The organism is Streptomyces sp. NPDC058246, from assembly GCF_042881985.1.
Lineage (GTDB): Bacteria > Actinomycetota > Actinomycetes > Streptomycetales > Streptomycetaceae > Streptomyces.
In genome coordinates this window covers 25,004-49,648 of sequence record NZ_JBHVWZ010000045.1, presented here as the reverse complement: position 1 = coordinate 49,648, position 24,645 = coordinate 25,004, and the positions used below count along the sequence as shown (strand labels likewise).

General features: G+C 71.1%; 19 protein-coding genes and 1 pseudogene. 9 read left to right on the top strand and 11 right to left on the bottom strand.

Annotated features, from left to right (window positions below; genetic code table 11):
* Positions 1-52: 52 nt before the first annotated feature.
* Positions 53-1,261 carry a S8 family peptidase gene (locus ACFVXA_RS38115; RefSeq protein WP_362033481.1) on the bottom strand — a complete coding sequence of 403 codons (1,209 nt, stop codon included), beginning with the start codon at positions 1,259-1,261 and terminating at the stop codon, positions 53-55.
* Positions 1,262-1,574: 313 nt separating this feature from the next.
* Here ACFVXA_RS38115 and ACFVXA_RS38110 point away from each other — a divergent pair, with 313 nt between their 5' ends.
* A complete protein-coding gene (locus ACFVXA_RS38110) occupies positions 1,575-2,384 on the top strand; it encodes an SGNH/GDSL hydrolase family protein (RefSeq protein ID WP_362033478.1) in 810 nt (269 codons plus the stop codon).
* Between the two features lie 5 nt (positions 2,385-2,389).
* Here ACFVXA_RS38110 and ACFVXA_RS38105 read toward each other — a convergent pair whose 3' ends face one another.
* The 4 genes from ACFVXA_RS38105 to ACFVXA_RS38090 form a co-directional block, all read right to left on the bottom strand.
* Positions 2,390-4,015, bottom strand: coding sequence for a serine/threonine-protein kinase (locus tag ACFVXA_RS38105; protein ID WP_390028547.1), 1,626 nt, complete (start codon positions 4,013-4,015; stop codon positions 2,390-2,392).
* A 45-nt stretch (positions 4,016-4,060) separates the two neighbouring features.
* Positions 4,061-6,019: a sulfite exporter TauE/SafE family protein gene (locus tag ACFVXA_RS38100; protein WP_390028557.1), complete on the bottom strand. Its 1,959-nt coding sequence runs from the start codon at positions 6,017-6,019 to the stop codon at positions 4,061-4,063.
* A gap of 23 nt (positions 6,020-6,042) precedes the next feature.
* Positions 6,043-7,506, bottom strand: coding sequence for a tetratricopeptide repeat protein (locus ACFVXA_RS38095; RefSeq protein WP_390028545.1), 1,464 nt, complete (start codon positions 7,504-7,506; stop codon positions 6,043-6,045).
* 322 nt (positions 7,507-7,828) lie between these two features.
* A complete protein-coding gene (locus tag ACFVXA_RS38090; RefSeq protein ID WP_383746897.1) occupies positions 7,829-9,367 on the bottom strand; it encodes a DUF4331 domain-containing protein in 1,539 nt (512 codons plus the stop codon).
* Between the two features lie 240 nt (positions 9,368-9,607).
* Here ACFVXA_RS38090 and ACFVXA_RS38085 point away from each other — a divergent pair, with 240 nt between their 5' ends.
* From ACFVXA_RS38085 to ACFVXA_RS38075, 3 genes are all read left to right on the top strand, one after another.
* On the top strand, positions 9,608-10,150 hold the full coding sequence (locus tag ACFVXA_RS38085; RefSeq protein WP_362032652.1) for a sigma-70 family RNA polymerase sigma factor: 543 nt from the start codon (positions 9,608-9,610) through the stop codon (positions 10,148-10,150).
* A gap of 103 nt (positions 10,151-10,253) precedes the next feature.
* Positions 10,254-11,042: an anti-sigma factor gene (locus ACFVXA_RS38080; protein ID WP_362032655.1), complete on the top strand. Its 789-nt coding sequence runs from the start codon at positions 10,254-10,256 to the stop codon at positions 11,040-11,042.
* A 115-nt stretch (positions 11,043-11,157) separates the two neighbouring features.
* Positions 11,158-11,427, top strand: coding sequence for a hypothetical protein (locus ACFVXA_RS38075; RefSeq protein ID WP_362032658.1), 270 nt, complete (start codon positions 11,158-11,160; stop codon positions 11,425-11,427).
* Positions 11,428-11,709: 282 nt separating this feature from the next.
* Here ACFVXA_RS38075 and ACFVXA_RS38070 read toward each other — a convergent pair whose 3' ends face one another.
* The 3 genes from ACFVXA_RS38070 to ACFVXA_RS38060 are packed head-to-tail and all read right to left on the bottom strand — an operon-like array spanning position 11,710 to position 14,690.
* Positions 11,710-12,906: a CaiB/BaiF CoA transferase family protein gene (locus ACFVXA_RS38070; RefSeq protein WP_390028544.1), complete on the bottom strand. Its 1,197-nt coding sequence runs from the start codon at positions 12,904-12,906 to the stop codon at positions 11,710-11,712.
* 48 nt (positions 12,907-12,954) lie between these two features.
* Positions 12,955-13,737 carry an ABC transporter permease gene (locus ACFVXA_RS38065; RefSeq protein ID WP_390028542.1) on the bottom strand — a complete coding sequence of 261 codons (783 nt, stop codon included), beginning with the start codon at positions 13,735-13,737 and terminating at the stop codon, positions 12,955-12,957.
* Positions 13,734-14,690, bottom strand: coding sequence for an ATP-binding cassette domain-containing protein (locus tag ACFVXA_RS38060; RefSeq protein ID WP_383746890.1), 957 nt, complete (start codon positions 14,688-14,690; stop codon positions 13,734-13,736). The genes ACFVXA_RS38065 and ACFVXA_RS38060 overlap by 4 nt, the downstream gene beginning before the upstream one ends.
* Before the next feature lie 63 nt (positions 14,691-14,753).
* On the opposite strand from ACFVXA_RS38060, the gene ACFVXA_RS38055 reads away from it, so the two are divergent.
* A complete protein-coding gene (locus ACFVXA_RS38055) occupies positions 14,754-15,488 on the top strand; it encodes a TetR/AcrR family transcriptional regulator (RefSeq protein WP_390028541.1) in 735 nt (244 codons plus the stop codon).
* Between the two features lie 40 nt (positions 15,489-15,528).
* On the opposite strand, the gene ACFVXA_RS38050 is transcribed toward ACFVXA_RS38055, so the two are convergent.
* The 3 genes and pseudogenes from ACFVXA_RS38050 to hmgA form a co-directional block, all read right to left on the bottom strand.
* Positions 15,529-16,722: a type ISP restriction/modification enzyme gene (locus ACFVXA_RS38050; protein WP_390028539.1), complete on the bottom strand. Its 1,194-nt coding sequence runs from the start codon at positions 16,720-16,722 to the stop codon at positions 15,529-15,531.
* Between the two features lie 12 nt (positions 16,723-16,734).
* Complete coding sequence (locus tag ACFVXA_RS38045) at positions 16,735-17,484, bottom strand: GntR family transcriptional regulator (protein WP_362032676.1); 750 nt, start codon at positions 17,482-17,484, stop codon at positions 16,735-16,737.
* Between the two features lie 160 nt (positions 17,485-17,644).
* Positions 17,645-18,952, bottom strand: a pseudogene (gene hmgA / locus ACFVXA_RS38040) (homogentisate 1,2-dioxygenase); the annotation flags it as partial.
* Between the two features lie 217 nt (positions 18,953-19,169).
* Here hmgA and ACFVXA_RS38035 point away from each other — a divergent pair.
* The 4 genes from ACFVXA_RS38035 to ACFVXA_RS38020 all read left to right on the top strand — a co-directional run bounded on the left by ACFVXA_RS38035 (position 19,170) and on the right by ACFVXA_RS38020 (position 24,570).
* Positions 19,170-19,823, top strand: a complete 654-nt coding sequence (locus tag ACFVXA_RS38035) for a nuclear transport factor 2 family protein (protein ID WP_390028538.1) — start codon at positions 19,170-19,172, stop codon at positions 19,821-19,823.
* The gene (locus tag ACFVXA_RS38030; RefSeq protein ID WP_362032682.1) at positions 19,820-20,437 is read left to right on the top strand and encodes a TetR/AcrR family transcriptional regulator; all 618 of its coding nucleotides are present in this window, start codon (positions 19,820-19,822) and stop codon (positions 20,435-20,437) included. Before ACFVXA_RS38035 ends, ACFVXA_RS38030 begins: the two co-directional genes overlap by 4 nt.
* 198 nt (positions 20,438-20,635) lie before the next feature.
* Positions 20,636-22,945, top strand: coding sequence for a molybdopterin oxidoreductase family protein (locus tag ACFVXA_RS38025; protein WP_390028537.1), 2,310 nt, complete (start codon positions 20,636-20,638; stop codon positions 22,943-22,945).
* Positions 22,946-23,121: 176 nt separating this feature from the next.
* Positions 23,122-24,570: a CitMHS family transporter gene (locus ACFVXA_RS38020; protein ID WP_390028536.1), complete on the top strand. Its 1,449-nt coding sequence runs from the start codon at positions 23,122-23,124 to the stop codon at positions 24,568-24,570.
* The last annotated feature ends 75 nt before the right edge of the window (positions 24,571-24,645 follow it).

Below are 24,645 nucleotides of genomic sequence, written 5' to 3'. Positions count from 1 at the left end.
AGGCGCCGGCTGCCTCCGGGGAACGTCCTTACAGATCAAGCCAGTTGGCGTACTACGGGACGATCTTCAGGAGCTTGTTCGGCGAGCCGGTGCCCGCGCTGGTGACCACGCCGGAGGTGGCGCCGTTCACCAGGGCCGTGGTGACCTGCGCCGGGGTGGCGGAGGTGTGGCCCGCGAGGTAGACGGCGGCCGCGCCCGCGACGTGCGGGGTGGCCATCGACGTTCCGGAGAGCGTGGCGGTGGCCGTGTCGCTGGTGTTGTAGCCCGCGAGGATCGAGGAGCCGGGCGCGAAGATGTCCAGGGTCGAGCCGTAGTTGGAGTAGCTGGCCTTGGCGTCGGTGCTGGTGGTGGCGCCGACCGTGATCGCCGTGGAGACCCGGGCGGGCGAGTACGACGAGGCGTTGGCGCTGCTGTTGCCCGCCGCGACCGCGTAGGTCACACCGCTGGCGATGGAGTTCGCCACGGCCGTGTCCAGTGAGGTGGAGGCGGAGCCGCCGAGCGACATGTTGGCGACCGACGGGGTGGTGTGGTTCGCGGTCACCCAGTCGATGCCCGCGATGACGCCGGCCGTGGTGCCCGAGCCGTTGTTGTCCAGCACGCGGACCGCCACGACCTTCGCCTTCTTGGCGACTCCGTAGGTCGAGCCCGCGATGGTGGTGGCCACATGGGTGCCGTGGCCGTTGCCGTCCGAGGCGGTGGTGTCGCCGTCCACGGCGTCATAGCCGTACGAGGCGCGCCCGCTTATCTGTGTGTGCGTGATGCGGACGCCGGTGTCGATGACGTACGCGGTCACGCCGCTGCCGGCCGTGTCCGGGTAGGTGTACGTGCCGGAGAGCGGGAGCGCTGCCTGGTCGATGCGGTCCAGGCCCCAGGGGGCGCTGGACTGCGTGGTGTCGGTGAGGTGCACCGTCTGGTTCTGCTCGACGCTCGCCACGGCCGGGTCGGCCGCGAGTCTCCTGGCCTCGGCCGCGGAGAGGGTGGCCGTGTAGCCGTTCAGCGCGGTGCCGAACGTCTTCTTCACCGTGCCGCCGTACTCGTCGATCAGGCCCTTGCCCTTGCTCGACGCGGCCTTGAAGCCCGCGCCCTTCTTGAGCGTGACGATGTAGCTGCCCTTGATCGCTGTGGGGGAGTCGGCGGCCAGCACCTTGCCCTCGGCCGGGGCGGCCTGGGCGGGAAGTGCGGTGAGTCCGCCGAGCAGGGCGGCGGTCGCCACTGAGGTGATCGCGGCGATCCGGAGTTTCTTGCTACGCAGCTGTGCCATTACGAGGGAGTCCTCCTCAAGGCGGCGCGCGCCCGGGTGGGGCACGCGCTGTGTGGGGGTGCGCGAGTGGTCGTGCGCACGGCCCGGAGCGTCGCGTTCCACCCAGGGCCGAGTAAAGAGTCGGTCATCTACGGGCGTGGCTCAAGGGAGTTGACGCCTTGTCACAACGCTGTCATGGACGCGTAATCAAACACATGGTGAACACGCAGGGCGGGAGTCGGTAAGAGCCCAAAAGTCTTGGCATGGACACTTCCTGTCAACACGCGTAGCTGCTACGACAGTTGTGGCAGAGATCCTGCTAAAGGGAGGTTCCATGAGACGTTCCCGAATTACGGCATACGTGACCTCACTCCTCCTCGCCGTCGGCTTCGCCCTCACCGGGGCGGCGACGGCGCAGGCGTCCCAATCCGCGGCCGTCACCGGCTATGTGGCCCTCGGCGATTCCTACTCTTCCGGTGTCGGCGCGGGCAGCTACATCAGCTCCAGCGGCGACTGCAAGCGCAGCACGAAGGCGTATCCCTACCTCTGGGCCGCCGCCCATTCACCCTCGTCGTTCACCTTCACCGCCTGCTCGGGCGCCCGTACGGGTGATGTCACGGCGAACCAGCTCGGTCCGCTCAACTCCTCCACCGGCCTCGTCTCGATCACCATCGGCGGCAACGACGCGGGCTTCTCCGACGTCATGACGACGTGTGTGCTTCAGTCTGAGAGCTCCTGCCTCGCGCGGATCGCCACCGCGAAGGCGTACGTCGACTCCACACTCCCCGGCCAACTCGACACCGTCTACTCGGCGATCAGCGCGAAGGCCCCGTCGGCCCATGTGGTCGTGCTCGGATACCCCCGCTTCTACATGCTCAACGGCAGCTGCGTCGCCGGCCTTTCGGAGACCGAACGGTCCGCGATCAACGGCGCCGCCGACTACCTGGACAGCGCGATCGCCAAGCGTGCCGCCAGCCATGGCTTCACCTTCGGCGACGTCAGGAGTTCCTTCACCGGGCACGAGATCTGCTCCGGCGACTCCTGGCTGCACAGCCTCAACTGGCTGAACGTCGGCGAGTCGTACCACCCGACCGCGCCCGGCCAGTCCGGCGGCTATCTGCCCGCCTTCAACGGCGTGGCCTGACTGTTCTAAGGCGATACGGAGGCGGAGGCCCCGTCCGAAGGGGTCTCCGTCGCGCAAGTGATCGAGAACGCCACGGAGTTGGACGTCGCGTGGACAGGGCTGCGGACCTCCACGCTGATCTCGTTCCGGAAGGCCCCGCTCGTGTCGTACGTCGTCGCCACGACCGTCTTCTGCCGGGTCTTGCCGCCGCTCGCGGGGAACGACAGGGTCTTCCAGCCCGGATCGGTGACATTCCCGTTCTTCGTCACCCAGCGGTACTCGACGTCCACCGGCACCCGGCCCACCGTGAACGTCGCGGTGAAAGCGGGCGCCTGGGCCGCGGGCGGCGGGCAGGCCCCCGCATAGTCGGTGCGCTGACCGGTGACCGTGACCCGCACGGTCTGCGCGGGTGGCGTGGTGGTCGTACGGCCCCCGCCGGGCGTGGTGGTGGACGGACCACCGCCGGTCGCGGCGCCGGTGTTCCCGCTTCCGCCGCTGGTGTTTCCGCTGCCGGAACTTCCGCCACTGGAACCGTTGCCGGGGCCACCGCCACTGGTGGTCCCCTGTCCGCTGTTGCCGTTCCCTCCGCCGTCACGGTTCAGCAGGGCGTACGTCAGTCCGCCGAGGGCGAGCGCGAGCGCGACCAGACCCGCGATCAGGACGACGGCGGCTCGTCGATCGCGGGCGGGGTCCGTCGGGGTGGTCGACCGCACCGTGTCGGCGGTCGGCTCGAACGGCTGGGGCGGCGGTCCCGGCGGATCCTGGCCGTGTCCCCTGAGATCCGGTACGTACGGGACGGTGGATCGCGGGCCCAAGGGCGGCGTGCCGCCCGCGGCGACGATCCGCAGGTCGTGCTCGGCCTGTTCGGCGCTCATCCGCTCGGCCGGGTCCTTGACCAGCAGCCCCTCGATGACCGGGGCGAGGGGCCCCGCCCGGTGAGGCCACTGCAGAGGCTCGTCGACGACGGCCCGCAGGGTGCTCAGCGGAGTGTTCTGCCGGAACGGCGAGTTGCCCTCGACCGCGGCGTAGAGCAGCACCCCGAGCGACCACAGGTCCGACTCGGGCCCGGGCGTGCGGCCGAGCGCCCGCTCCGGGGCCAGGAATTCGGGCGAACCGATGACCTCGCCGGTCATGGTCAGCGCGGAACTGCCCTCGACCATCGCGATTCCGAAGTCGGTGAGGACGATCCGCCCGTCGTTCGCGATCAGGACGTTGCCCGGCTTCACATCGCGGTGCAGCACACCCGCCTCGTGCGCGGCCCGTAGCGCGGCGAGCACCTCGGCACCGATGTGCGCGGCGCGCTGAGGCGGCAGCGGGCCCTCGGCGTCCAGCAGATCGGAGAGGGCGAGGCCACGGACCAGTTCCATCACGATCCAGGGACGGCCGTCCTCGGTCGCCACGTCGTACACCGTCACCACGTTGCGGTTCGAGATACGGGCGGCCGCCCAGGCCTCCCGTTCCAGGCGCGCGTACATCCGCTCGACCTCGGGGCCGGCGATCCCGGCCGGGGCACGGACCTCCTTCACCGCGACCTCGCGCTGCAGTACTTCGTCGCGGGCGCGCCACACCGTTCCCATGCCGCCCTCGCCCAGCGGCGACAGAAGGCGGTAGCGCCCCGCGATCACACGTTCACTGCCCGGATCTTCGGACACGTGCGTCCCCCATTCGCATCCGCGCGATTTCTCCACAAAAGTAGCTCAGCCGAGTGCGGATGCCGCCCCCCTGAACACCAATCCAGCCCCAAGCGCTACGACGACCAACGCCGATCCCAGGGGTGCGGTCCTGCGGACCAGCGCCGCTATGGGTCCCCCGGTCCACCGTGGGCGCTTGGCCAGGGCCCGGTTCATGCCGGCGCCGAGCTTGACGACGGCGAACCCCGCCGCCGTCAACGTGAGGGCGAGCCCGACGCCGTACGCGAGAACGAGGAGCAGGCCGAACCACGCCTGCCCGAGGGCCGCGGCCCCGACGAGCACCACGACGGCGGAAGGGCTCGGCACGAGGCCTCCGGCGAAGCCGAGGAGGATCGTGCCACGGAGGGTGGGGGCGGTGGAGTGGGTGTGGGTGAAGCCGCCGTGGGTGTGTTCGAGGGGGGAGGAGGAACGGGCGGAGGGGGAGGAAGGAGCGGAGAGGGAGGAAGGGGCGGAAGGGGTGGCTGGAGCGTGCGGGTGCGGGCGGTTGTGGACGGTGTGGTCGTGTGCGGAGTCGTTGCGGGGGCGGGGTTCGCTGACGGTGCCTGCGGACGCGGATGCGGATGCGGACGCTGAGGTGGATTCGGATGCGGACGCCGACACCGACGCGTGGGCTCGGGTGTGGGCGAGGACCAGGGGACGTTGGTGCTGTTCTGCATGTTCGGGACGGGGGTCTGACTGGTCGGACGCATGAGCGTGTCCGTGGTCGTGGTGGTGCGCGTGTCCACGGTCGTGGGTGTGCCCGGGGTCATGGTCATGGTCATGGTCGTGGTCGTGCGTGTACGCGTGGTCGTGATCGTGCGCGTGGTCCTGCCTGTGGCCTTGGTCCTGCCTGTGGTCGTGATCGTGCGTGTGGCCGTGGTCGTGGGCGTGGCCATGATCGTGCGTGTGCCCGTGCCCGTGGCCATGATCGTGCCGGTTCCCGTGCCCCTGTGCCCGGTTCCGCCAGGCCCTTCGTACGAGGGTCGTGCCCGCGACCGTCACCAGGACACCGCTCGCGATGCCCAGCCAGGCGATCACGGAGGGCGCCGCGGCCGAACCGGCCGTGACCAGGAGGCCGAGCGCGACCACGCCCAGAGTGTGGGTGACCGTCACCGAGGCGGCCAGCGGCAGGACGTCGCGCAGTCCCGCCCGGCCGCCGCGCGCCGCGGCCGTCGCGGCCATCAGGGTCTTGCCGTGGCCCGGGGCGAGCGCGTGCATCGCTCCCAGGCCCACCGAGATGACCAGGGCGAGGGCGGCGAATCCGAGCGTCAGGTCGTGGCGGGCGACCAGACCGTCGAGCGCCCGGGTCCAGCGGTCGGCGCCGCGGGGGAGAACCGAGGCGGCGGGCGCCTCGCGGTCCTTCTCGACGAGCGCCGGACCACCGGCCCGCACCCGCAGGGTCGCGGACGCGGTGTCGGCCGGCGACGACAAGAGTTCCTTCGGGTACTGGGTCAGCCGCCGCGACACCGATTCCTTCGGTACGTCCGAGGAGGTGAGCGTCGTCCGGTCGCCGCGCGCGGTGATCTCCCGCCAGCCGGGCCCCCGGTCGGCCCCGGCGCTGTGGAAGCGGAGGGAAACGGTGTCGCCCTCGGGGAGCGGCGCCGTCAGCCGGCACTCCACGCGCAGGGTGTGGAGCCCCGCCTGCCCGGGCCGCACGCGCGCGTGGCTCTCGCCGACGGTGAGCGCCGCCGCGTGCCCGCCGACGGTGACGTGGCTGCCGCTCGCGGCCGCCGCGCAGCGCTGCCGGGCCCAGGCGGCCATGCCGAGCTCCTTGATGTCGGGCTCGGCCTGGGTGGCCGGGATCTCCGCGAGGTCCTCGACGTGGTCGACCCGCAACTGGCCGGGGGCGGCGACGAGTCCGTCGTACCGGTTGACGGTGAAGTTCCCGAGCGGGTGTGCGCTCGCGGCTTCGGAGGGGACGAGGACGAGCGCGCAGGCGGCGGTGAAGACGGCCGCGCAGGAGGCGAACAGCCGACGGGACCGCACGGCGCGGCCCCCGTTGCTCCGGGTCACTTGACCGCCTCCCACGCCTTGCGCGCCTCGCGGGCGCCCAGCGGTGAGAAGCCCGGGTTGAGGTCGAGGGCGGACTTCAGCGCGGCCCGGGCCTCCTTCCGGTGGCCCGTGGCGCGCTCGATCATGCCGCGGTGGTAGAGGAAGGACGCGTTGCGGTAGCCGGTGGCCGTGGCCTCACGGGCGTACGGCAGGGCTTCAGCGTCGCGGCCGTTGACGTGCAGGGCCCAGGCGAGGGCGTCCGCGGTGTGCACGGTGTGGCGGCGGGCCCACTCGGCGCGCGCCGCCTTGAGAGCGGCCTCGTGGTCGCCGTGGTCGGCGGCGGCCAGCGCGGTGTCGAGGTCGGCGTTGACGCCGTTGGCGCGGGCGAGCGACACCCAGGCGTCGACCAGGGAGTACTGCTCGCGGGCCTTCCGCGCGTCGCCCGCCTTGCCGCGTGCGTCGTACAACTCGCCCAGCTCGACCAGGGGTTGGGGCAGCGGATAACGCGTCACGAGCTGCTCCATGCCACGGATCGCCGCCGCGCGGTCACCCTGCGCCGCCTGGGCGCGGGCGCGGCCTTCCAGCGCGGGGAGATAGGTGTCGTCGGCGCCGAGCGCGCGTGCGTAGTACTGGAGGGCGGTGTCGTACTCGCCCTGGCTCCAGTCCAGTTGGCCGAGCGCCGTCGCCACGTACGCGATGTCGCCGCGGGTCGTCGCCGTGCCGAGCGCCTGCCGAAGGACCCTGCGGGCGGTCGTCACGTCACCGCGCAGTTCGTGCACGTAGGCGTACCGCGTGAAGACGGGTACGCCCGGGTGACGTGAGTCGGCCACGTCGGCCGCCTTCGACGCCTCGTCGTAGCGCCCGAGTTCGACGAGGGCGTCGATACGGGAGCAGAGGGCACGCTCACTGTACGGGTTCTCCTCGAGCACCTGGTCCGCGTACTTCAGGGCGCCGGTGAAGTCGTGTCGCGCCGCGGCCAGGGCGGCGCGTCCCGCGAGCGCGGACTCGTTGTCGGGGCGCAGCTTCAGGGACCGGTCCAGCGCCTGCTGCGCCTGCGGATAGCGGGAGGGATCGCCCTTCGTGCGGGCCTGTTCCACATAGGCGAGCCCGAGGGTCGCCCAGCCGCCGAAGTCCTTTGGCTGCGCCCGGAGATGAGCCTGGAGAGCCGTGATGCTCGCGTCGAGGTCCCCGCCGGCGAGCAACTGCGGCGATAGTCCACTGGGCGCGGCCGCGACGGTGGAGGCACCGCCGTCCCGGGCTGCCCCGAGCGCGATGGATCCGGCGGTGAGCGCGACCGCCAACGAGGCGACACAGGCGGCGAGTTGGGCGGCACGCCAGCTGCGCTGGGACGCCGAGAGCCGTCGCACAGCGGCGACGCGCTCTTCGCCGCCGGGCGCCTTTGTGGCCCCCACGGTGCTCGTGTCGTCGGGCGTGGCCTCCTCGGCGTCCGACGTCGCGCTCTCGTTCGTACGCGGAGACATGCCCTCTCCTCAAGGTCCTTGGCGGAAACGGTGATTGTGATTGTGGGGGTGGGGGTGGGGGCGGCGCGGCCCGCGCCGTGGGGGGTGGGTGGTACGGGCCGCGCCAGTCGGTGAGCCGGGCCAGTGAGCCCGGTTGCCGGGTGGTACGAGCGGTCGGCGCACCTGGCCGTCCGGTGGTGCGGGCGGGTTGGCGCGCCTGGCCGTCCGGTGGTGCGGGCGGGTTGGCGCGCCTGGCCGTCCGGTGGTGCGGGCGGGTTGGTGCGCCTGGCCGTCCGGTGGTGCGGGCGGGGCGGTGTGCCTGTCGCCCCGTGGTGCGGGTGGGTCAGTAGGCCCGGTTGTGCATCCGTCGGCGCCACCACATGAGACCGGTGGCGATGAGCAGGAACCCGGCCGCGCCCGCCGCGGCGGAGGCCGCGATCAGCGTGGTGTCGGTGCCGCCGCCGGAGGCCCCGGCGGGCTTCAGCGCGTCACCGAGCTGGTTGCGCACGTCGGTCCCGCTGGTCGTGCCCTTGGCGAGGGCACCGCGCGAACCCGAGGTGGGCTCGGCCACGTACGGGAAGTAGTTCTCGAACTTCTTGTCGTTCTTGTCGACCGCGTCGCCCAAGTCGTTCTTGGAACCGACCAGTTCACCCTCGACGACCTGGAGCGAGGCGTCGATCACGTCGTCGGTGAGCCGACGCCCGTTCGGGAAGCCAGCGTTGTCGCCGTCGAGCACACCGAGCCGCTTGGGATGCATGGTGGGCTTGATCGAGGTGTTGAGCCGCAGCTCCTCAGCCGGGCGGACCCCCGGCGGCTGGTTGAGGCCCTTCACGCCCTTCAGGAACACGTCGACCAGGTCGTTGCGGGGCTCGGCCGGAGCCTTGATCTTGTAGATCGCCTCGATGAGCTTCGGCAGCTCGGGGTTGGTCACGTTCTTCAGGAACTGGGCGTCGTTCCACGGCGCGGAGGCGTTGAACTTGTCCTTGTCCTTCTGCGGGTTGACGACCTCGTTGACCAGCGGCATCCCGAGCCGGGAGACCTGCGTCCAGTCGCCGTGCGCGTCCTTGCGCTGGGTGGTGGACCAGATGCCCACGATCGGCTGTCCGGCCGACTCGCGGATCATGTCGTTGGGCACCTGCAGGGCTATGGAGTTGACGTTGTAGCCCTTGAGGGTGTCGCGCCCGACCTCGGTCAGGTTCCCGCCGTACAGCAGGTCGAAGACGCGCAGATCCAGGAAGAACGGGTCGTCCGCCTGCCCCGCGAACGTGGTCGAGCCGCCCGCGAGCTTGTAGACGGCCTGGTCGCGCAGCGTGCCGTAGTCCGGCATCGACGCCTTGCCGACATTCGACGGCGCCACCGGGACGTCGTCCGCGACCTTGGTGCGCGACACCAGCTTCTGGTCGTGCAGCCGCAGCAGATCGATGTCGTACGTCTGTGTGATGTTCAGGTCGGGGTCGTCGAGGCTGGTGACCGGACCCGTGTTGTAGAGGAAGGTGTTGCCGTTCTTGCGGTGTGTCTTGAAGGTGTAGCGGTAGACCAACTCGCCCTGCGCGTCACCGTCGTTGTCGATGTGGATGTCGTACTGGGCGTCGTCGGCGAACGTGTAGAAGTTCGGTCCGCCGGCGGGTTCCTCGAAGGGGATCCAGTTCGCCACGATCGTGGTCGTGTTGGGTTTGTCCGGGCTCACGAACGCGTACACGTCCGTGTTGTCGTACTGGGGCTGCCCCGAGATCAGCGGGGCCTCCCGGTGGCTGGAGGCGGAGGCCGCCCCCGGTTCCAGCGCGGTCACGCCGGCGGCTGCGAGCCCCCCGGCGGCCAGCGCACCACAGACGAGGGTCGCGAGACTCCTGCGTCCCGCGCCACTCCTGGAGAAAGGTGTCATGCCGTCCGTCCTCAAGTCCCTGTTGCCTGACGCTCGCCATTCGGAGCGGTCGCCGGGGTGGATTGGTCGAATCCCAAACGTTCTTACGGCGGCTCGGTCGGCTTGTTTCATCGACCAGCTCGTTTGCTCGCTCGCCGACCCGCTTTTTTGGTTCGCTGATCCGTAACCCCATCCGTGGACACGCTCGCTGCGAACACGTAGGAGAAAGGAAGGGCCGTGTGCGGCCGGAGAGGGGGACGGGTGGAGGCGGACGAACTTCTGGTGCTCGTGGCCGGAGGTGACCAGAAAGCATTCGAGGAGCTGTACGGGCTGGTGTCCGGGCCGGTGTTCGGACTGGTGCGCCGGGTGGTCCGGGACCCGGCCCAGACGGAGGAGGTGGCCCAGGAGGTGCTGCTGGAACTCTGGCGCTCCGCGGCGCGGTTCGATCCCGGGCGGGGCAGCGCCCTGTCCTGGATCCTCACGCTCGCGCACCGCCGCGCCGTCGACCGGGTGCGCAGCGCCCGCGCGGCCACCGAGCGCGAGCAGCGCGAGGGAAGGCGGGCTCATCACCCCGCCTTCGACCACGTCGCCGAGGAGGTCGAAGCCGGACTCGAACGCGAGTGGGTACGCCGCTGCCTCGACCGGCTCACCGCCCTGCAACGCCAGTCCGTCACCCTCGCCTACTACGACGGCTACACCTACCGCGAAGTCGCCGAACGGCTCTCCCTGCCCCTGGGCACCGTCAAGACCCGTATGCGCGACGGCCTGACGCGCCTGCGCGAATGCTTGGGGGGTGCGGCATGAGCGTTCTGTACGGCGTGCTCGCCCCCGCGCCCGGCCCCGGAAGCCCCGCGGACCGCGTCGACGACGGGCTCACCCGCCCGCACGATCGCCCGGGAGGCATCGGATGAGCGTCCTCGACCGTCTGACACGGCGTGAGCTGCACTCGCTCGCCGCTCCCTACGCCCTCGACGCCCTCGAACCCGACGAGCGGCGGCGCTTCGAGCGGCATCTTCGTCGTTGTACGCGCTGCTCCGCCGAGGTGCGGGCGCTGACCGAGGACGCGGTGCGGCTCGCCTGGTCGACGGCGGCACCGGCGCCGGCCGCGCTGCGGGAGCGGGTGCTGAGCGCCGTACGCACGACACCGCAGGAGGTGCCGCACCAGGAGGCACCCCACGCGCGTGCCCCCCGACAGCCCTCACGCGCGCGTGTCCCCCGCTTCCGCCCCCTCCTCGCACCGCTCGCCACCACCACGGCCGCCGCGGCCCTCGTCGTCGCCTCCCTGTTCGCCGTACAGGCGACCCGGACCCAGGACACGCTCGACCAGGAGCGCGCCCAGGCACGTGAGATCGCCCACGTTCTCGCGGCGCCCGACGCGCGCGCGACAGGGGAACGGGACGCACAGGGACGGGGAATCGGAGTTGTCGCCTCCGCATCGGAGCGGCGCGCCGTCGTGACACTGAGCGGACTCGGCACCCCCTCCGGGGGGCGCGTACACCAGCTGTGGCTCATGCGCCCCAACGAGAATCCGCGCTCCCTCGGGCTCTTCGAGGGCGACACGCCCTTGGTCGCCGACGGACTGAATACGAACGCCACGTCACTCGCTGTGACCGTCGAGCCTCACGGTGGCTCAGAGCAGCCCACTACCACGCCGGTTGTCCAACTCGCCCTGGAATCGGTTGGATTCGGAGAGTAATCGTCAACACCCCTACAGGGAAGGTGAATCCTGTGCCCGCGATACACGAGTGCCACGAGGGAGCGATAGGGTTAGCCTGCCCGGGCCGGGTGGACTCGTACGGGTGGGGAGTGACATGGAACAGATAACAGTGCGCAGCAGGGCACGTGTCCCTGCGATCACCTGCGGGAGCAGCGCGACCAGTTCGCGCCTCGACCGCCATCTCGCAGTGCTGGGCGGCCCCGCCATCCCGCAGCGCGAGACGGCCGAGGCGACCTCGCTGATGCGCGAGCTCACCGCGCGTGACACCGCGCACGACAGCAGCGGCAGGGGCGCGCGAGTGAGGCGGGTCTCGCTCTTCGCACCGCTGAAGCGGCTGCGTCGTTCGCTGTTCGGCGGTCGCTGAACAGCGGTTCGGCACCGGCGTTCCCCGACCCGCGCTCCGGCTACCCCATCGACCCGGCGCAGTGCTGCGCTTCCGCGTCCGTCATCCCCACGGCAGGCAGCGGCGCCCGGTGGGCCACCATGCCGGTGCGCGGGTCATCACACCCCCTGGGTCACCACACTCGGCAGACAAGCACGCCCAGTAAGGCCGGCCGGCTCAGCAGGCCATCACACTCGGCACCCTCCCGCGCCGCCCGCCACCTGGGCATGCTGGGCGGACCGGCACGCTCAGGCGTCGGCGGCCTCAACGAGCCACCCCGTCCCGCAGCAACTCCGCGATGTCCCCGTCCGTCATCCCCAGGCCCCGCAACACCGCCCCGGTGTGCTCCCCGAGCCGGGGAACGGCCCCCATTCGGGCCTCCTTCCCGCCCGGCAGCGTGATCGGCGGCAGCAGGGCCCTGAGCGGCCCCACCGGTGAGCCCACGTGCCGCCACCGGTCCCTGGCCGCCAGCTGTGGATGCTCCGCCACCTCCCGTACGTCCCGCAGGCGCGCGCACGCGATGCCCGCCCCCTCCAGCCGGGCCACGGCCTCGTCGGCGCCGAGCACCCCGAGCGCCTTCGCCACCAGCGCGTCCGTACGTTCCCGGTTCTCGACGCGCGCCGCGTTCGTCGCGTACGCCGGATCCTCCGCCAACCGGGGTTCACCCAAAACCAGTTGAGCAAGCCGCTGCCACTCCCGGTCGTTCTGCACCGACAACAGCACCCGCCCGCCGTCAGCCGTCGAATAGGCGTCGTACGGCGCGATGACGGCGTGCGCGAGACCCGTGCGCGCCGGGGGTGTTCCTCCGTGCATCGCATAGTGCAGCGGATGCCCCATCCACTCGGCGAGCGCGTCCAGCATCGACACCTCCACCGGCCCCCCGAGCCCGGTCGTCCCGCGCCGCACCAGCGCCGCGAGCACCCCCGAGAAGGCGTACATGGCCGCCGCGATGTCCGCCGCCGGAATCCCGGCCTTCACCGGCTGCTCCGGCGTGCCCGTCACCGACACCAGCCCCGCCTCGCACTGCACGAGCATGTCGTACGCGCGTTTGTGGGCGTATGGCCCGGACGCCCCGTACCCCGAGATGTCCACGGCGACCAGCTGTGGATGCTCGGCGCACAGGGTCGCCGCGTCCAGGCCGAGCCGCGCCGCCGCACCCTGCGCGAGGTTCTGCACGAACACGTCCGCGTCCGCGACGAGACGGCGTACGACGTCGAGCCCGCGCGGGTCCTTCAGGTCGAGGGCGACCGACTCCTTGCCCCGGTTGCACCAGACGAAGTGCGAGGCGAGACCGGCCGCCGCGGTGTCGTAGCCCCGGGCGAAGTCGCCGCCGTCGGTCCGTTCGACCTTGATGACCCGGGCGCCGAGATCGGCGAGCTGACGGGTCGCGAAGGGCGCGGCGACGGCCTGTTCGACGGCGACGACGGTGATGCCCTCCAGGGGCAGGGGAAGTGGCTGCATCGGTGGATCATGTCCTGTGCGTAAGACGTTTGTCACCGATGACGTTTGTCACCGATGGCCATGCGCGTACCGGCGTACGGCCATCGGCAGGAACACGGCGATGATCGCGACGGACCACGCCAGCGCACCGGCGACGGGGTGGGCCACCGGCCAGGCCGCCCCCTGGGGCACGGGGGCGTTCCCGAACAGGTCCCGCAGGGCCGTGGTCACCGCGCTGATCGGATTCCACTCGGCGATGACGCGCAGCCAGTGCGGCAGATTGCCGGTGGGGATGTACGCGTTGGACAGCAGCGGCAGCATGAAGGTCGCGCTGCCCAGCTGACCGGCGGCCTCCTCGCTCCGGGATAGCAGCCCCAGGAAGATCCCGACCCATGTCGTCGCGAACCGGAACAGCAGCAACAGCCCCACGGCACCCGCCGCTCGGAGTGCCGACCCCTCGATCCGCCAGCCCACCGCGAGCCCGACCAGCAGCAGCGGCACCGTCCCGGCAGCGGTGACGACCAGATCCGCTGCCGCCTGACCGAGCGGCACGGCCGCCCGGCTCATCGGCAGTGAACGGAAGCGGTCCATCACGCCCCGGTGCGAGTCCTGGGCCGCCTGGAACATGCCGGTCATGATGCCGTTGGCCGCGGTCGCCACCAGCAACCCCGGTACCAGGAAGGCCCGGTACTCCGCGCCGGGCATCGCGAGCGCGCTGCCGAAGACGTACCCGAAGAACAGCAGCATGGTGATCGGCATGGTCTGGGTGAGGATCGCCAGCCCCGGGTTGTTCCGCACCCGCCGCAGCTGACGGGCGAGCATCGCGGTGCCGTCGTACGCCAACGCGCTCATGCCACAAGCTCCTTGTTGCCGGTTGCGTCCCCCGTGAGCCGCAGGAACACGTCGTCGAGGGTCGGCGGCCGCAGGCTCGCGTCGAGCAACGGCACTCCCGCGGCGTCGAGTTCACGTACGAGACGGGGAAGGGTGAGCGTCGGATCGGTGGTGACCGCGGCGACGGCGTTCCGCTCGCGGTCGAACGAGGGTTCCGCGCCCGTGAGCCGGTCGAGGACGGCCGCCGCCCTCACCAGGGCATCCGCGTGAGCGACGACGACCTCGGCGTGGGCGCCGATGAGCGACTTGAGCTGGGCGGGCGAACCGCTGTGCGCGACCCGGCCCCGGTCCACCAGGGCGATGTCGTCGGCGAGTTGGTCGGCCTCCTCCAGATACTGCGTGGTCAGCAGCACTGTCGTCCCCTCCTTCCGCAGGTCCCGTACGGCGTCCCGGATCTGGTTCCTGCTGGCCGGGTCCAGCCCCGTGGTCGGCTCATCCAGGAACAGGACATCGGGCCGCCGTATCAGGCTCGCCGCCAGGTCCAGGCGACGGCGCATCCCACCCGAGTAGGTGGACGCGGGCCGGTCCGCGGCCTCCGCCAGACCGAAGCGGTCCAGCAGCTCCCCGGCCCGTCCGGCCGGGTCCCGCACCCGGTGCAACCGTGCGAACAACCGCAGGTTCTGCCGCCCGGTGAGGTCCCCGTCCACCGACGCGTACTGCCCGGTGACGCCGATCTTCCGCCGTACGGCCGCCGCCTCCCGCACGAGATCGTGCCCGGCGATCCGCGCGGAGCCGGCATCCGGCCGCAGCAGCGTGGTGAGCAGCCGTACGGCCGTGGTCTTGCCTGCCCCGTTCGGGCCCAGCAGCCCGCAGACCGTGCCCTGCGCCACGGCCAGATCGAGGCCGCGCAGCGCGTGGACCTCCCCGAAGCGTTTCCCCAGACCCTCACTAAGTACAGCGTACGTAGTAGTCATGGGGTGACCATAGCGCACTACGTACGGTGTACGTAACTAGGATGGTCGCGAGGTGATCGACCAATGGCAGGGCGCAATGCCGTACCCGAAGTGATCTGGGCCCGTCCCGAACGCGCGGGCCGTGGTCCGCGGCCGGCGTACCGTCGCGCGGACATCGCGGGCGCCGCCGTGCGCATCGCGGACGCGGAGGGGCTCGACGCGGTCTCGATGCGGCGCGTGGCGGCCGAACTGGGCTGCGGCACGATGTCGCTCTACAACTACGTGCCGCGCAAGGAGGACCTCCACGAGCTGATGGTCGACGCCATCAGCGGCGAGCACGACATCCGGGAGCCCTCGGGCGACTGGCGCGCCGACATGCTCCGGGTCGCCCACCAGACCCGCACCCTCATGCACCGCCACCCCTGGCTGCCGGGCCTGATGTCCCCCGTCTACGGCTTCAGTCCCAACGCCCTGCGGTATCTGGAGCACTGCCTGGCCTGCCTCGACCCGTTCGACGCGCCGTACGGCACGAAGTTCGAGCTGATCGCGATGCTCAACGGGGTCGTGACGACCTACGTCGGCAATGAGCTGGCCACCGCCGAACGCACCCGCTCGCTGCCCTGGTCGGAGGAGCAGGAGAACGCCGTCCGGATCGCCTACCTGGGGTCGCAGGTGGCGACCGGCGCCTATCCGCGCATGGCCGCGGCCTTCATGGAGGACGCCGGGCCCATCGATCTGGAGGCGGTGTTCGAGCGGGCGTTGGGACGGGTCCTCGACGCCTTCGAGCCGAAGGGTGGCCAGGCGCGTCTGAGGGACTGAGTGCGAGCCGGACCGCCGGAGCAGCGCTCGAGCCGGACGGCTAGAGCAGCGCGAACTGGCCTTCGGGGCCCTCTTCATGGTGGTCGAGGACGGAGGCCGGACGGCGCGCCGCGTCCGGCACCGGGAGCACGGCCGCCGTGCGCAGCTCGGCCCGCGTGATCGTCGCCTTCGCGGCCGACTCGGCCAGCTCGGCCTGCTGGGGCCGCAGTTCCGCGAGCAGGGCCAGCACCGTGACGAGTTCGAGGAGTTCGGACGTCCAGGCCTGCGGCCAGATGGCGGGCCGGATCGCTTCCAGGGTGCCCGGCCCGGGCGGCGGGCCCGTCCTGGCCGCGAACCACTCCTCCAGTACACGCACCCCGCCCACCTCGAAGTCCCAGGCTTCCGGCGGTACGGGGGAGACGCGTCCGTCGTCGAGCCGGAGGGCCTCCTCGTCGCGGTCGTAGCGCAGGTCGAGTGGCCGGGCGGGGAGAGGGGAGCGGACGTATGGGCGACGCCCCCCGGGAAGCTTGGGGCGTTCGCCGTCGCGGCGCATCAGCCACAGCATCCGGCGGCCCAACTCGACGCCGTGCGCCCACACGTCGGGGTCGGCGGTGAGCGGGACGGTGCATCCCTCGCGGCCGGCCCGCGCGACCGCGACCGTCCAGGCGAGGACGTCGACCGGATCGGGGGAGTGGCCCAGGCGGTTGCCGAGATGGTCCAACAGGCCAGGGGTCAGGTTCGGTTCGTGGCCGCCGGGGCGCCGGTAGAGGGGGCGGACCCGGCCGCCGCGACCGGCGCTCAGCGGCAGGACGGAGGCGGCCAGCAGCACCGGGCCCGGGGTGTCCGGGACCCTCGTCTGCTCGACCGCGAACACCTGCCGCTCGTCCGCCACCCGCCACAACTCGGGGCGCGCCGAATCGATCAGCCGGTGGTCGGGGATCAGCCACCGCTCGTCGAAGGGGCCACTGAGGACGCGTACCGGCTCCGGGCAGGAACCCGGCTCACGCGCCAGACGGCCCGTCCCGGTGGACTGCCCCGGCAGTTGCGCGACCGCCGACTGTGTGGTGCGCGAGCGCGTGGGGCCGAACAGCGCCTCGCGGTCCGGCCCTTCGGCCTTCACCAGGGCGTCCCAGCGCGCCCTCAGGGACGCGGCGTCAGGGGCCGTCGGCCACCCCCGGCCCAGCCTCGGCGGTGCGACGGACCACGGCAAGAGGTCCGCGAGCAGCGGAGCGTCGTCGTGCGTCACGCTCGGCATCGTACGACGTGATCAGTGGGTGTCGAGGGTGACCGTGAAGGAGAAACGGTCGCCCCGGTAGTGGATGACGGCCACGTCGAGAGCCCGCCCGTCCGCGTCGTAGATGACGCCCGTGTAGCGCAGGATCGGGCTGAGCAGCGGTACTTGGAGCAGCCGGGCGGTCTCCGGGTCCGCGAGCCGCGCCTCCACGGTGTCGGTGATGCGGCTGATACTGACGCCGATCACATCCCGCAGCACCTTGGTCATCGGCCAGCGGATCAGATCCTCCCGATCGATGAGCTCGGCCAGCTCCGGCCTGAGGTAGTTGCGCGCGTGGTTCGTCGGCTCACCCGTCTTCTCGTCACCGCGCAGCCGGTGATACGTCGCGACCTCGTCCAAGTCCGGGAAATACTCCATCAATTCACCGGGAACAGGACCTTTCCCCTGTTCCAGCAGCTCGGTGGCCATGCCGGACTGCTGGGCGACGATCGCGTCCACCGAGCCGAGCAGCCGCACGGGCGTGCCGCGCTGCGCGCTCGGCTCGATGAACGTGCCCCGTCGGCGATGGCGCGTGATGAGTCCCTCGTCCTCCAGCTCCTTCAGCGCCTGCCGCATGGTCAGCACACTCACCCCGTAGTGCCCCGCCAACTGCTCCTCCGTGGGCAGGCGCAGCGGGTCCTGGGGCGAGCGGCCGAGTATCGAGGCGCGCAGGGACTGCGACACCTGATACCAGAGCGGCAGCTTGCGGTTCAGGACGATCGAGTCCGGGGCGAAGGAGGTCACGAGGGTATCCGTACCGGTCGCGGGCCTTTAAGGCAACGGGTGGTGAATCTCAGTCGACCGGGCGGGAGGCCGAGTGGGATCCCGGGCCGGAGTCCGGGCGGGAGCTCTGCCAGGAGGGACCGGAGTCCGAGCGGGAGCCCTGCCCGGAGGGGCCGGATCCCGGGCGGAAGTGCCGCTGGAGCCCCTGCCACACGTCGTCGTACCCCTGCTGCAGATGCTCCGCCCGCGCCGCCTGAGCCGTCGCGGTCACCGGCCAGCGCGTCTCGAACATGAAGGCGAGCCCGTCGTCGATCTTCTGCGGACGCAGTTCGGCGGCGCTCGCCCGGTCGAAGGTCTCCCGGTCAGGACCGTGCGCCGACATCATGTTGTGCAGCGAACCACCGCCCGGAACGAAGCCCTCCGCCTTCGCGTCGTACGCGCCCTCCACGAGCCCCATGTACTCGCTCATCACATTCCGGTGGAAGTACGGCGGCCGGAACGTGTCCTCGCCCACCAGCCAGCGCGGCGCGAAGACCACGAAGTCGACGCCTGCCAGGCCCGGGGTGTCCGTCGGGGCCGTCAGCACCGTGAAGATCGAGGGGTCCGGGTGGTCGTAGCTGATGCTGCCGATCACATTGAAACGGCGCAGATCGTAGACGTACGGCAGATGGTTGCCGTGCCAGGCGACCACATCCAGCGGCGAGTGGTCGTACGTCGCCCGCCAGAGGTTGCCGCAGAACTTGTTCACCACCTCGACCGGGCCCTCGACGTCCTCGTACGCGGCGACCGGCGCGAGGAAGTCGCGGGCGTTGGCGAGACCGTTGGCGCCGATCGGGCCGAGGTCGGGCAGCCGGAAGGGCGCCCCATAGTTCTCGCACACATAGCCCCGGGCGGAATCGTCCAGTAGCTCCACACGGAAGCGGACACCACGGGGGATGAGCGCGATATTACTGGGCTCCACATGCAGCAGGCCGAACTCGGTGCGCAGCAGCAGCCCGCCGCGCTCCGGCACGATCAGCAGCTCACCATCGGCGTCACTGAAGACACGGTCCATCGAGGAGTTGGCGTGATACAGGTGCACCGCCATGCCGGCGCGCTGCGTCACGTCGCCGTTGCCGCCCAGCGTCCACAGTCCGGCGAGGAAGTCCGTCCCCGCCGGCGGCTCGGGCAGCGGGTTCCAGCGCAGCCGGTTCGGGTCGGGCACCGTCTCCGTGAAGGGAGCCGTGCGCAACGCGCCATTGTCCGCGCGCGTGAACGCCGGGTGCGCGGCCGACGGGCGGATCCGGTACAGCCACGAGCGCCGGTTGTGCGCCCTCGGCTCGGTGAAAGCCGCACCGCTCAGCTGCTCGGCGTACAGCCCGAGCGGTGCGCGCTGTGGTGAGTTGCGACCGTGCGGCAGCGCCCCGGGGACCGCCTCCGAGCCGTGTTCGTTGCCGAAACCGGAGAGATAGCTCAGCCCCTCGGCCGTCTTCCTCGCGTCCCCGCTCATCATCGCTCCCTCGTGCCTGATTCCTATGCAACACCGTAGGATTCAGATTTTCCGCGCGCAAGGGGGCGACGCCCGGCAGCGCAGGGGATCGGCCATGGTCGGGGTACCGCGTCGGCCGGAAGCGTCGCCCGATGTAGTACTCAGGGGCCGCTGCGCGGCCCGAGAACCCGACTTCAGGGGGATCCGGCTGTCGGAGCCGTGTTCTACGCTCCCGGGCATGTGGTGGACGCGTGGACTGCTCGCCGCGCTCGCGGTCTGCGCCCTGCTCGGCGTCTCGGCGGGCTGCGGCACCGGCGACGCTCACGAGCGGAGGGACGAGATCTCCGCCTCGCCCGTGGGCAAGGTGCTGGACGAGACGGACGAGGAGGGACGGCACTTCCGTGAGGTGGACAAGAAGCGTGCCCCGGAGGTCGCGGTCGAGGTCCAGCCGGACGCCGCCCCGGACTCCGGCGGCAGCTGGGACGTGACCCTGACCGTCCACAACTTCCGCTTCTCGCAGCCGGGGACGCCCTCCGCGGCCGTGGCGGGCCGGGGCACCGCTCACCTGTACCTGGACGGCCGGACCATCGCGCGCCTGCGCACCGCCGAGTACCATCTCGCCGGCCGTCTCGTCCCGCGTGGCACCCACCATGTCACCGCCCGGCTGTACGCGGACGACGGCACCGTGTGGGCCGTCCACGGCAAGCCCGTCGAGAGCACCGCGGACATCACGGCGTCGGAGACTGGATCGGCTTCGGGCTCGGCGTCGGAGACTGGATCGGCTTCGGCGTCGGGGTCGGCGTCGACGCCGCCCCCGGCAGTGAGTGGGAGCGGCCCCCCGGCCCGTACTGACACGGGAGGTTCACCGGACCCCGGCGGAAAGGCATCATGAAGCCTGTGCCCCATGCGACCTCGCTGCGCAGAGCGCCCGTACAACGGCGCAGCGCCGAACGACTGACCAGAATCCTCGACGCCTGCGCCGACCTCCTCGACGAAGTCGGCTACGACGCCCTGAGCACCCGTGCCGTCGCCCAGCGGGCCGGCGTGCCCATCGGCTCCGTCTACCGCTTCTTCGGCAACAAGCGCGCGATGGCCGACGCGCTCGCCCAGCGCAACCTGGAGCGCTACGCCGAGCGCGTCACCGAACGTCTCCAGGCGACGGACGGCGGCGGCTGGCGCGAGGCCATGGACGCCGTGCTCGACGAGTACCTCGCCATGAAGCGCACCGCGCCCGGCTTCTCCCTCGTCGACTTCGGCAACGAGATCCCGGTCGGCTCCGGAACCGCCCAGCCCAACACCCGCGTCGCCGAACGCCTCACCGCACTGCTCTCCGGCTACCTCCACCGCACCCCCGACGAGGATCTGCGCCGCACCTTCCTGGTCGCGGTGGAGACCGCCGACGCCCTGGTGCGTCTGGCCTTCCGGGTCGCCCCGCAGGGAGACGAGCGCATCATCGAGGAGACACGGGAGCTGCTGCGGGCGTATCTGGCGAGGGTCCTGGACTGAACCGGTCGTACGGGCGACGGCCGGAGCCCCTTCCCAGGGGGCGCTGATCCGGTCGTACGGTGATCGCTCGGAGCTCTTCGCGTGGGCGGTGGCCCGGTTGTACGGGTCCCGTCGCGGCCCCTGCCGTGGGCGATGGACCGGTCGCGAATTTCCGACCTGACCCTCCGGGACCCCTCCCCTCCATGCATACCGGTCGGTATGCTCGCCGCAGTCCGTGTGCCACCGCCGTCACCGCCTCCGGGAGGACCTGTGTCCCGCACCTCCGGTACCACCCCCGACTCCCGCACCGCCCTGCGCGTCTGCCCCCTCTGCGAGGCCACCTGCGGTCTGACGCTCACCATCGAGGGCACCCGCGTGACCGGCGCCCGGGGCGACCGCGACGATGTGTTCAGCAAGGGGTTCATCTGTCCGAAGGGCGCCTCCTTCGGGGCGGTCGACGGGGACCCCGACCGGCTGCGCACCCCCCTCGTCCGCGAGGGCGGCGAACTGCGCGAGGCCACCTGGGAGGAGGCGTTCGACGCCGTGGCCGCGGGCCTGCGGCCGGTCGTCGAGCGGTACGGGCCGCACGCCGTCGGCATCGTCCTCGGCAACCCGAACGTGCACACCATGGCCGGCGCCCTCTACCCGCCCGTCCTGCTCACCGCGCTGCGCACCCACAGCCTCTTCACCGCCTCCACCGTCGACCAGATGCCCAAGCACGTGTCGAGCGGACTGCTGTACGGCGACGCCAACGCGATCCCCGTACCGGACCTCGACCACACCGACCACCTGCTGCTCATCGGCGCCAACCCCCTGGAATCCAACGGGAGTCTGTGCACCGCCCCCGACTTCCCCGGCAAACTCAAGGCACTTCGGGCGCGCGGCGGCACCCTGACGGTCATCGACCCGCGCCGAACCCGCACGGCCAAACTCGCCGACCGGCACGTGGCCGTCCGGCCCGGTACCGACGCCCTGCTGCTCGCGGCGATGACGTACGTCCTCTTCGAGGAGAAACTCGTCGACCTCGGCGTCCTCGCCCCGCACGTCCAGGACGTCGACGAACTCGCCGACGCCGTACGGGACTTCACCCCCGAGGCCGCGAGCGAGGCCTGTGACGTGGACGCGGCCACCATCCGGGCCCTGGCGCGCGAGCTCGCCGCCGCACCCACCGCCGCCGTCTACGGCCGCATCGGCAGCTGCACCGTCCCGCACGGGACCCTGGCCAGCTGGCTCGTCGACGTCCTCAACATCCTCACCGGCAACCTCGACCGCCCGGGCGGCGCGCTCTTCCCGCAGGCCGCGACCGACAAGACGCCCCGGCCCGCCGGACCCGGCCACGGCTTCGCACTCGGCCGCTGGCACAGCAGGGTGCGCGGATACCCGGAAGCGAAGGGTGAGTTGCCGCTGTCCGCCCTCGCCGAGGAGATAGACACCCCCACGGCGGAGGGCACCCCGGTCCGCGCCGTCATCGCCGTCGCCGCCAACCCCGTACTCTCCGCTCCCGACGGCGACCGCCTCGACAAGGCGCTCGACGCGCTGGACTTCATGGTCAGCGTCGACCCCTACCTGAACGAGACCTCACGGCACGCGCACGTCGTCCTGCCGCCGCCCCCGCCCTCCCAGAGCGCGCACCACGACTTCGCCTTCAACACCCTCGCCGTACGCAACCAGGTCCGCTACACCCGCCCCGCCGTTCCCCTGGAACCGGGCCGCATGGCGGAGACCGAGATCCTCGCCCGGCTCGTCCTCGCCGCCACCGGCATGCACGGCGCCGACCCGTCCGCCGTCGACGCCATGGTCATCGACAGCACCCTCGGCAAGTCCGTCACCGAGGCACACTCACCGGTCCACGGCCGCGACCCGAAGGAACTCGCCACCCAGCTCACCGGGGACAACGGCGCCGAGCGGCGGCTCGACATGATGCTGCGCCTCGGCCCGTACGGCGACGGCTTCGGCGCCCGGCCGGACGGCCTCGGACTGGCGAAACTCCTCGCGCATCCGCACGGCATCGACCTCGGCCCCCTCCGGCCGCGGCTGCCGCAGCCACTGAAGACGCCCAGCGGGAAGATCGAGCTGCTGCCCGGACCGATTGTCGACGATCTGCCGCGCCTGCGAGACGCCCTGCGCGAGCGCCAAGCGGGCCTGGTGCTGGTGGGCCGCCGTCATCTGCGCTCCAACAACAGCTGGATGCACAACGTGCCCGCCCTCACCGGCGGCTCCAACCGCTGCACCCTGCACATCCACCCCGATGACGCCGCCCGCCTCGGCCTCGCCGACGGGACGGCCGTGCGCGTCAAGGGCGCCGGGGGAGAGGTGACCGCCCCCGTGGAGGTCACGGACGCCGTACGCACCGGGGTGGTGAGCCTGCCGCACGGCTGGGGACACGACCGCCCCGGCACCCGGATGAGCCACGCCGCCCTCGACCCGGGTGTCAACGTCAACCAGCTCCTCGACGGCTCACTGCTCGACCCGCTGTCGGGCACGGCCGTGCTCAACGGCGTGCCGGTGGAGCTGGCGGCCTGCCCGTAGGAGTCGGTCCACTGGAGCCCGGACGGGCCGGTGCTCGCCGAGACAAGGCTGTGACCTGGAGTTTTGCGCTTATTGCTCGCGTGTCAACATCTTGTTAACGCTCGCGGGCCCGACCTACCGTCGCCCTACCGCCGGCCCTGGTGGGAGTTCAAGGGCGAACGTTAGGTAATCCATTCATGCTGACCATCCTCGGCTTCACCATGATCGCGACCTTCCTGGTCCTGATCATGCTGAAGAAGATGTCGCCGATCGCGGCGCTCGTGCTGATCCCGGCACTCTTCTGTGTCTTCGTCGGAAAGGGCGCCAAGCTCGGTGACTACGTCATCGACGGCGTCACCAGCCTCGCCCCCACGGCGGCGATGCTGATGTTCGCGATCGTCTACTTCGGTGTGATGATCGACGTCGGTCTCTTCGACCCGATCGTCCGGGGGATCCTCAAGTTCTGCAAGGCCGACCCCCTGAGGATCGTGGTCGGCACGGCGGTCCTCGCCGCGATCGTCTCCCTCGACGGCGACGGCTCGACCACCTTCATGATCACGGTCTCGGCCATGTACCCGCTGTACAAGCGCCTCAAGATGAGTCTCGTGGTGATGACCGGCGTCGCCGCGATGGCCAACGGCGTGATGAACACGCTGCCCTGGGGCGGCCCGACCGCCCGCGCCGCGACCGCGCTGAAGCTGGACGCGAGCGACATCTTCGTGCCGATGATCCCCGCTCTCGCCGTCGGCCTCCTGGGCGTCTTCGCCCTCGCGTACGTCCTCGGGCGCCGCGAGCGCAAGCGGCTCGGTGTGCTGACCCTCGACGAGGTGCTGGAGCCGCAGGAGACCGAGACGGTTCTGGTCGGTGCGGGTGGTGCCGGCGCCGGCGTCAAGAAGGCGGTGCGCACGGGTGGTTCGGGCTCCGGCACCGACGCGGACCGGTCCGGCGGGTCCGACGTGGCCGATGGGTCCGACGCGTCCGACGCGTCCGACGAGGACGACGGCTTCCAGGGCCTCGACCCGAACCGCGCCACCCTGCGCCCCAGGCTCTACTGGTTCAACGCGCTCCTCACGGTCACCCTGCTCACCGCCATGATCATGGAGTGGCTGCCGATCCCGGTCCTCTTCCTGCTCGGCGCGGCCCTGGCGTTGACCGTCAACTTCCCCCACATGCCCGACCAGAAGGCCCGCCTCGGCGCCCACGCCGAGAACGTCCTCAACGTCTCCGGCATGGTCTTCGCCGCCGCCGTCTTCACTGGCGTGCTCCAGGGCACGGGCATGGTCGACCACATGGCCAAGTGGCTGGTGAACAACATTCCCGACGGCATGGGCCCGCACATGGCCTTCGTCACCGGCGTCCTGAGCATCCCGCTCACCTACTTCATGTCGAACGACGGCTTCTACTTCGGCATCCTCCCGGTCCTCGCCGAAGCGGGCCACGCCCACGGGGTCACGTCCCTGGAGATCGCCCGCGCCTCGCTCGTCGGCCAGCCGCTGCACATGTCGAGCCCGCTCGTCCCCGCCGTGTACGTCCTGGTCGGCATGGCGAAGGTGGAGTTCGGGGACCACACGAGGTTCGTGGTGAAGTGGGCGGCGCTTACTTCGCTGGTGGTGCTGGGGGCAGGAATCCTGTTCGGCATCATCTGACCGGCAACTACCCGTTGTCGGTTGCAGATATCGGAATCTGGCGTCGGCCATCTGAAAGCTGTCAACTGCCACCCG

Excerpts from the sequence above, each read along its gene's own strand:
- ACFVXA_RS38115 (WP_362033481.1), bottom strand. The coding sequence starts at position 1,261 with ATGGCACAGCTGCGTAGCAAGAAACTCCGGATCGCCGCGATCACCTCA.
- ACFVXA_RS38110 (WP_362033478.1), top strand. The coding sequence starts at position 1,575 with ATGAGACGTTCCCGAATTACGGCATACGTGACCTCACTCCTCCTCGCC.
- ACFVXA_RS38095 (WP_390028545.1), bottom strand. The coding sequence starts at position 7,506 with ATGTCTCCGCGTACGAACGAGAGCGCGACGTCGGACGCCGAGGAGGCC.
- ACFVXA_RS38090 (WP_383746897.1), bottom strand. The coding sequence starts at position 9,367 with ATGACACCTTTCTCCAGGAGTGGCGCGGGACGCAGGAGTCTCGCGACC.
- ACFVXA_RS38080 (WP_362032655.1), top strand. The coding sequence starts at position 10,254 with ATGAGCGTCCTCGACCGTCTGACACGGCGTGAGCTGCACTCGCTCGCC.
- ACFVXA_RS38075 (WP_362032658.1), top strand. The coding sequence starts at position 11,158 with ATGGAACAGATAACAGTGCGCAGCAGGGCACGTGTCCCTGCGATCACC.
- ACFVXA_RS38070 (WP_390028544.1), bottom strand. The coding sequence starts at position 12,906 with ATGCAGCCACTTCCCCTGCCCCTGGAGGGCATCACCGTCGTCGCCGTC.
- ACFVXA_RS38065 (WP_390028542.1), bottom strand. The coding sequence starts at position 13,737 with ATGAGCGCGTTGGCGTACGACGGCACCGCGATGCTCGCCCGTCAGCTG.
- ACFVXA_RS38060 (WP_383746890.1), bottom strand. The coding sequence starts at position 14,690 with ATGACTACTACGTACGCTGTACTTAGTGAGGGTCTGGGGAAACGCTTC.
- ACFVXA_RS38055 (WP_390028541.1), top strand. The coding sequence starts at position 14,754 with ATGGCAGGGCGCAATGCCGTACCCGAAGTGATCTGGGCCCGTCCCGAA.
- ACFVXA_RS38050 (WP_390028539.1), bottom strand. The coding sequence starts at position 16,722 with ATGCCGAGCGTGACGCACGACGACGCTCCGCTGCTCGCGGACCTCTTG.
- ACFVXA_RS38035 (WP_390028538.1), top strand. The coding sequence starts at position 19,170 with ATGTGGTGGACGCGTGGACTGCTCGCCGCGCTCGCGGTCTGCGCCCTG.
- ACFVXA_RS38030 (WP_362032682.1), top strand. The coding sequence starts at position 19,820 with ATGAAGCCTGTGCCCCATGCGACCTCGCTGCGCAGAGCGCCCGTACAA.
- ACFVXA_RS38025 (WP_390028537.1), top strand. The coding sequence starts at position 20,636 with ATGCTCGCCGCAGTCCGTGTGCCACCGCCGTCACCGCCTCCGGGAGGA.
- ACFVXA_RS38020 (WP_390028536.1), top strand. The coding sequence starts at position 23,122 with ATGCTGACCATCCTCGGCTTCACCATGATCGCGACCTTCCTGGTCCTG.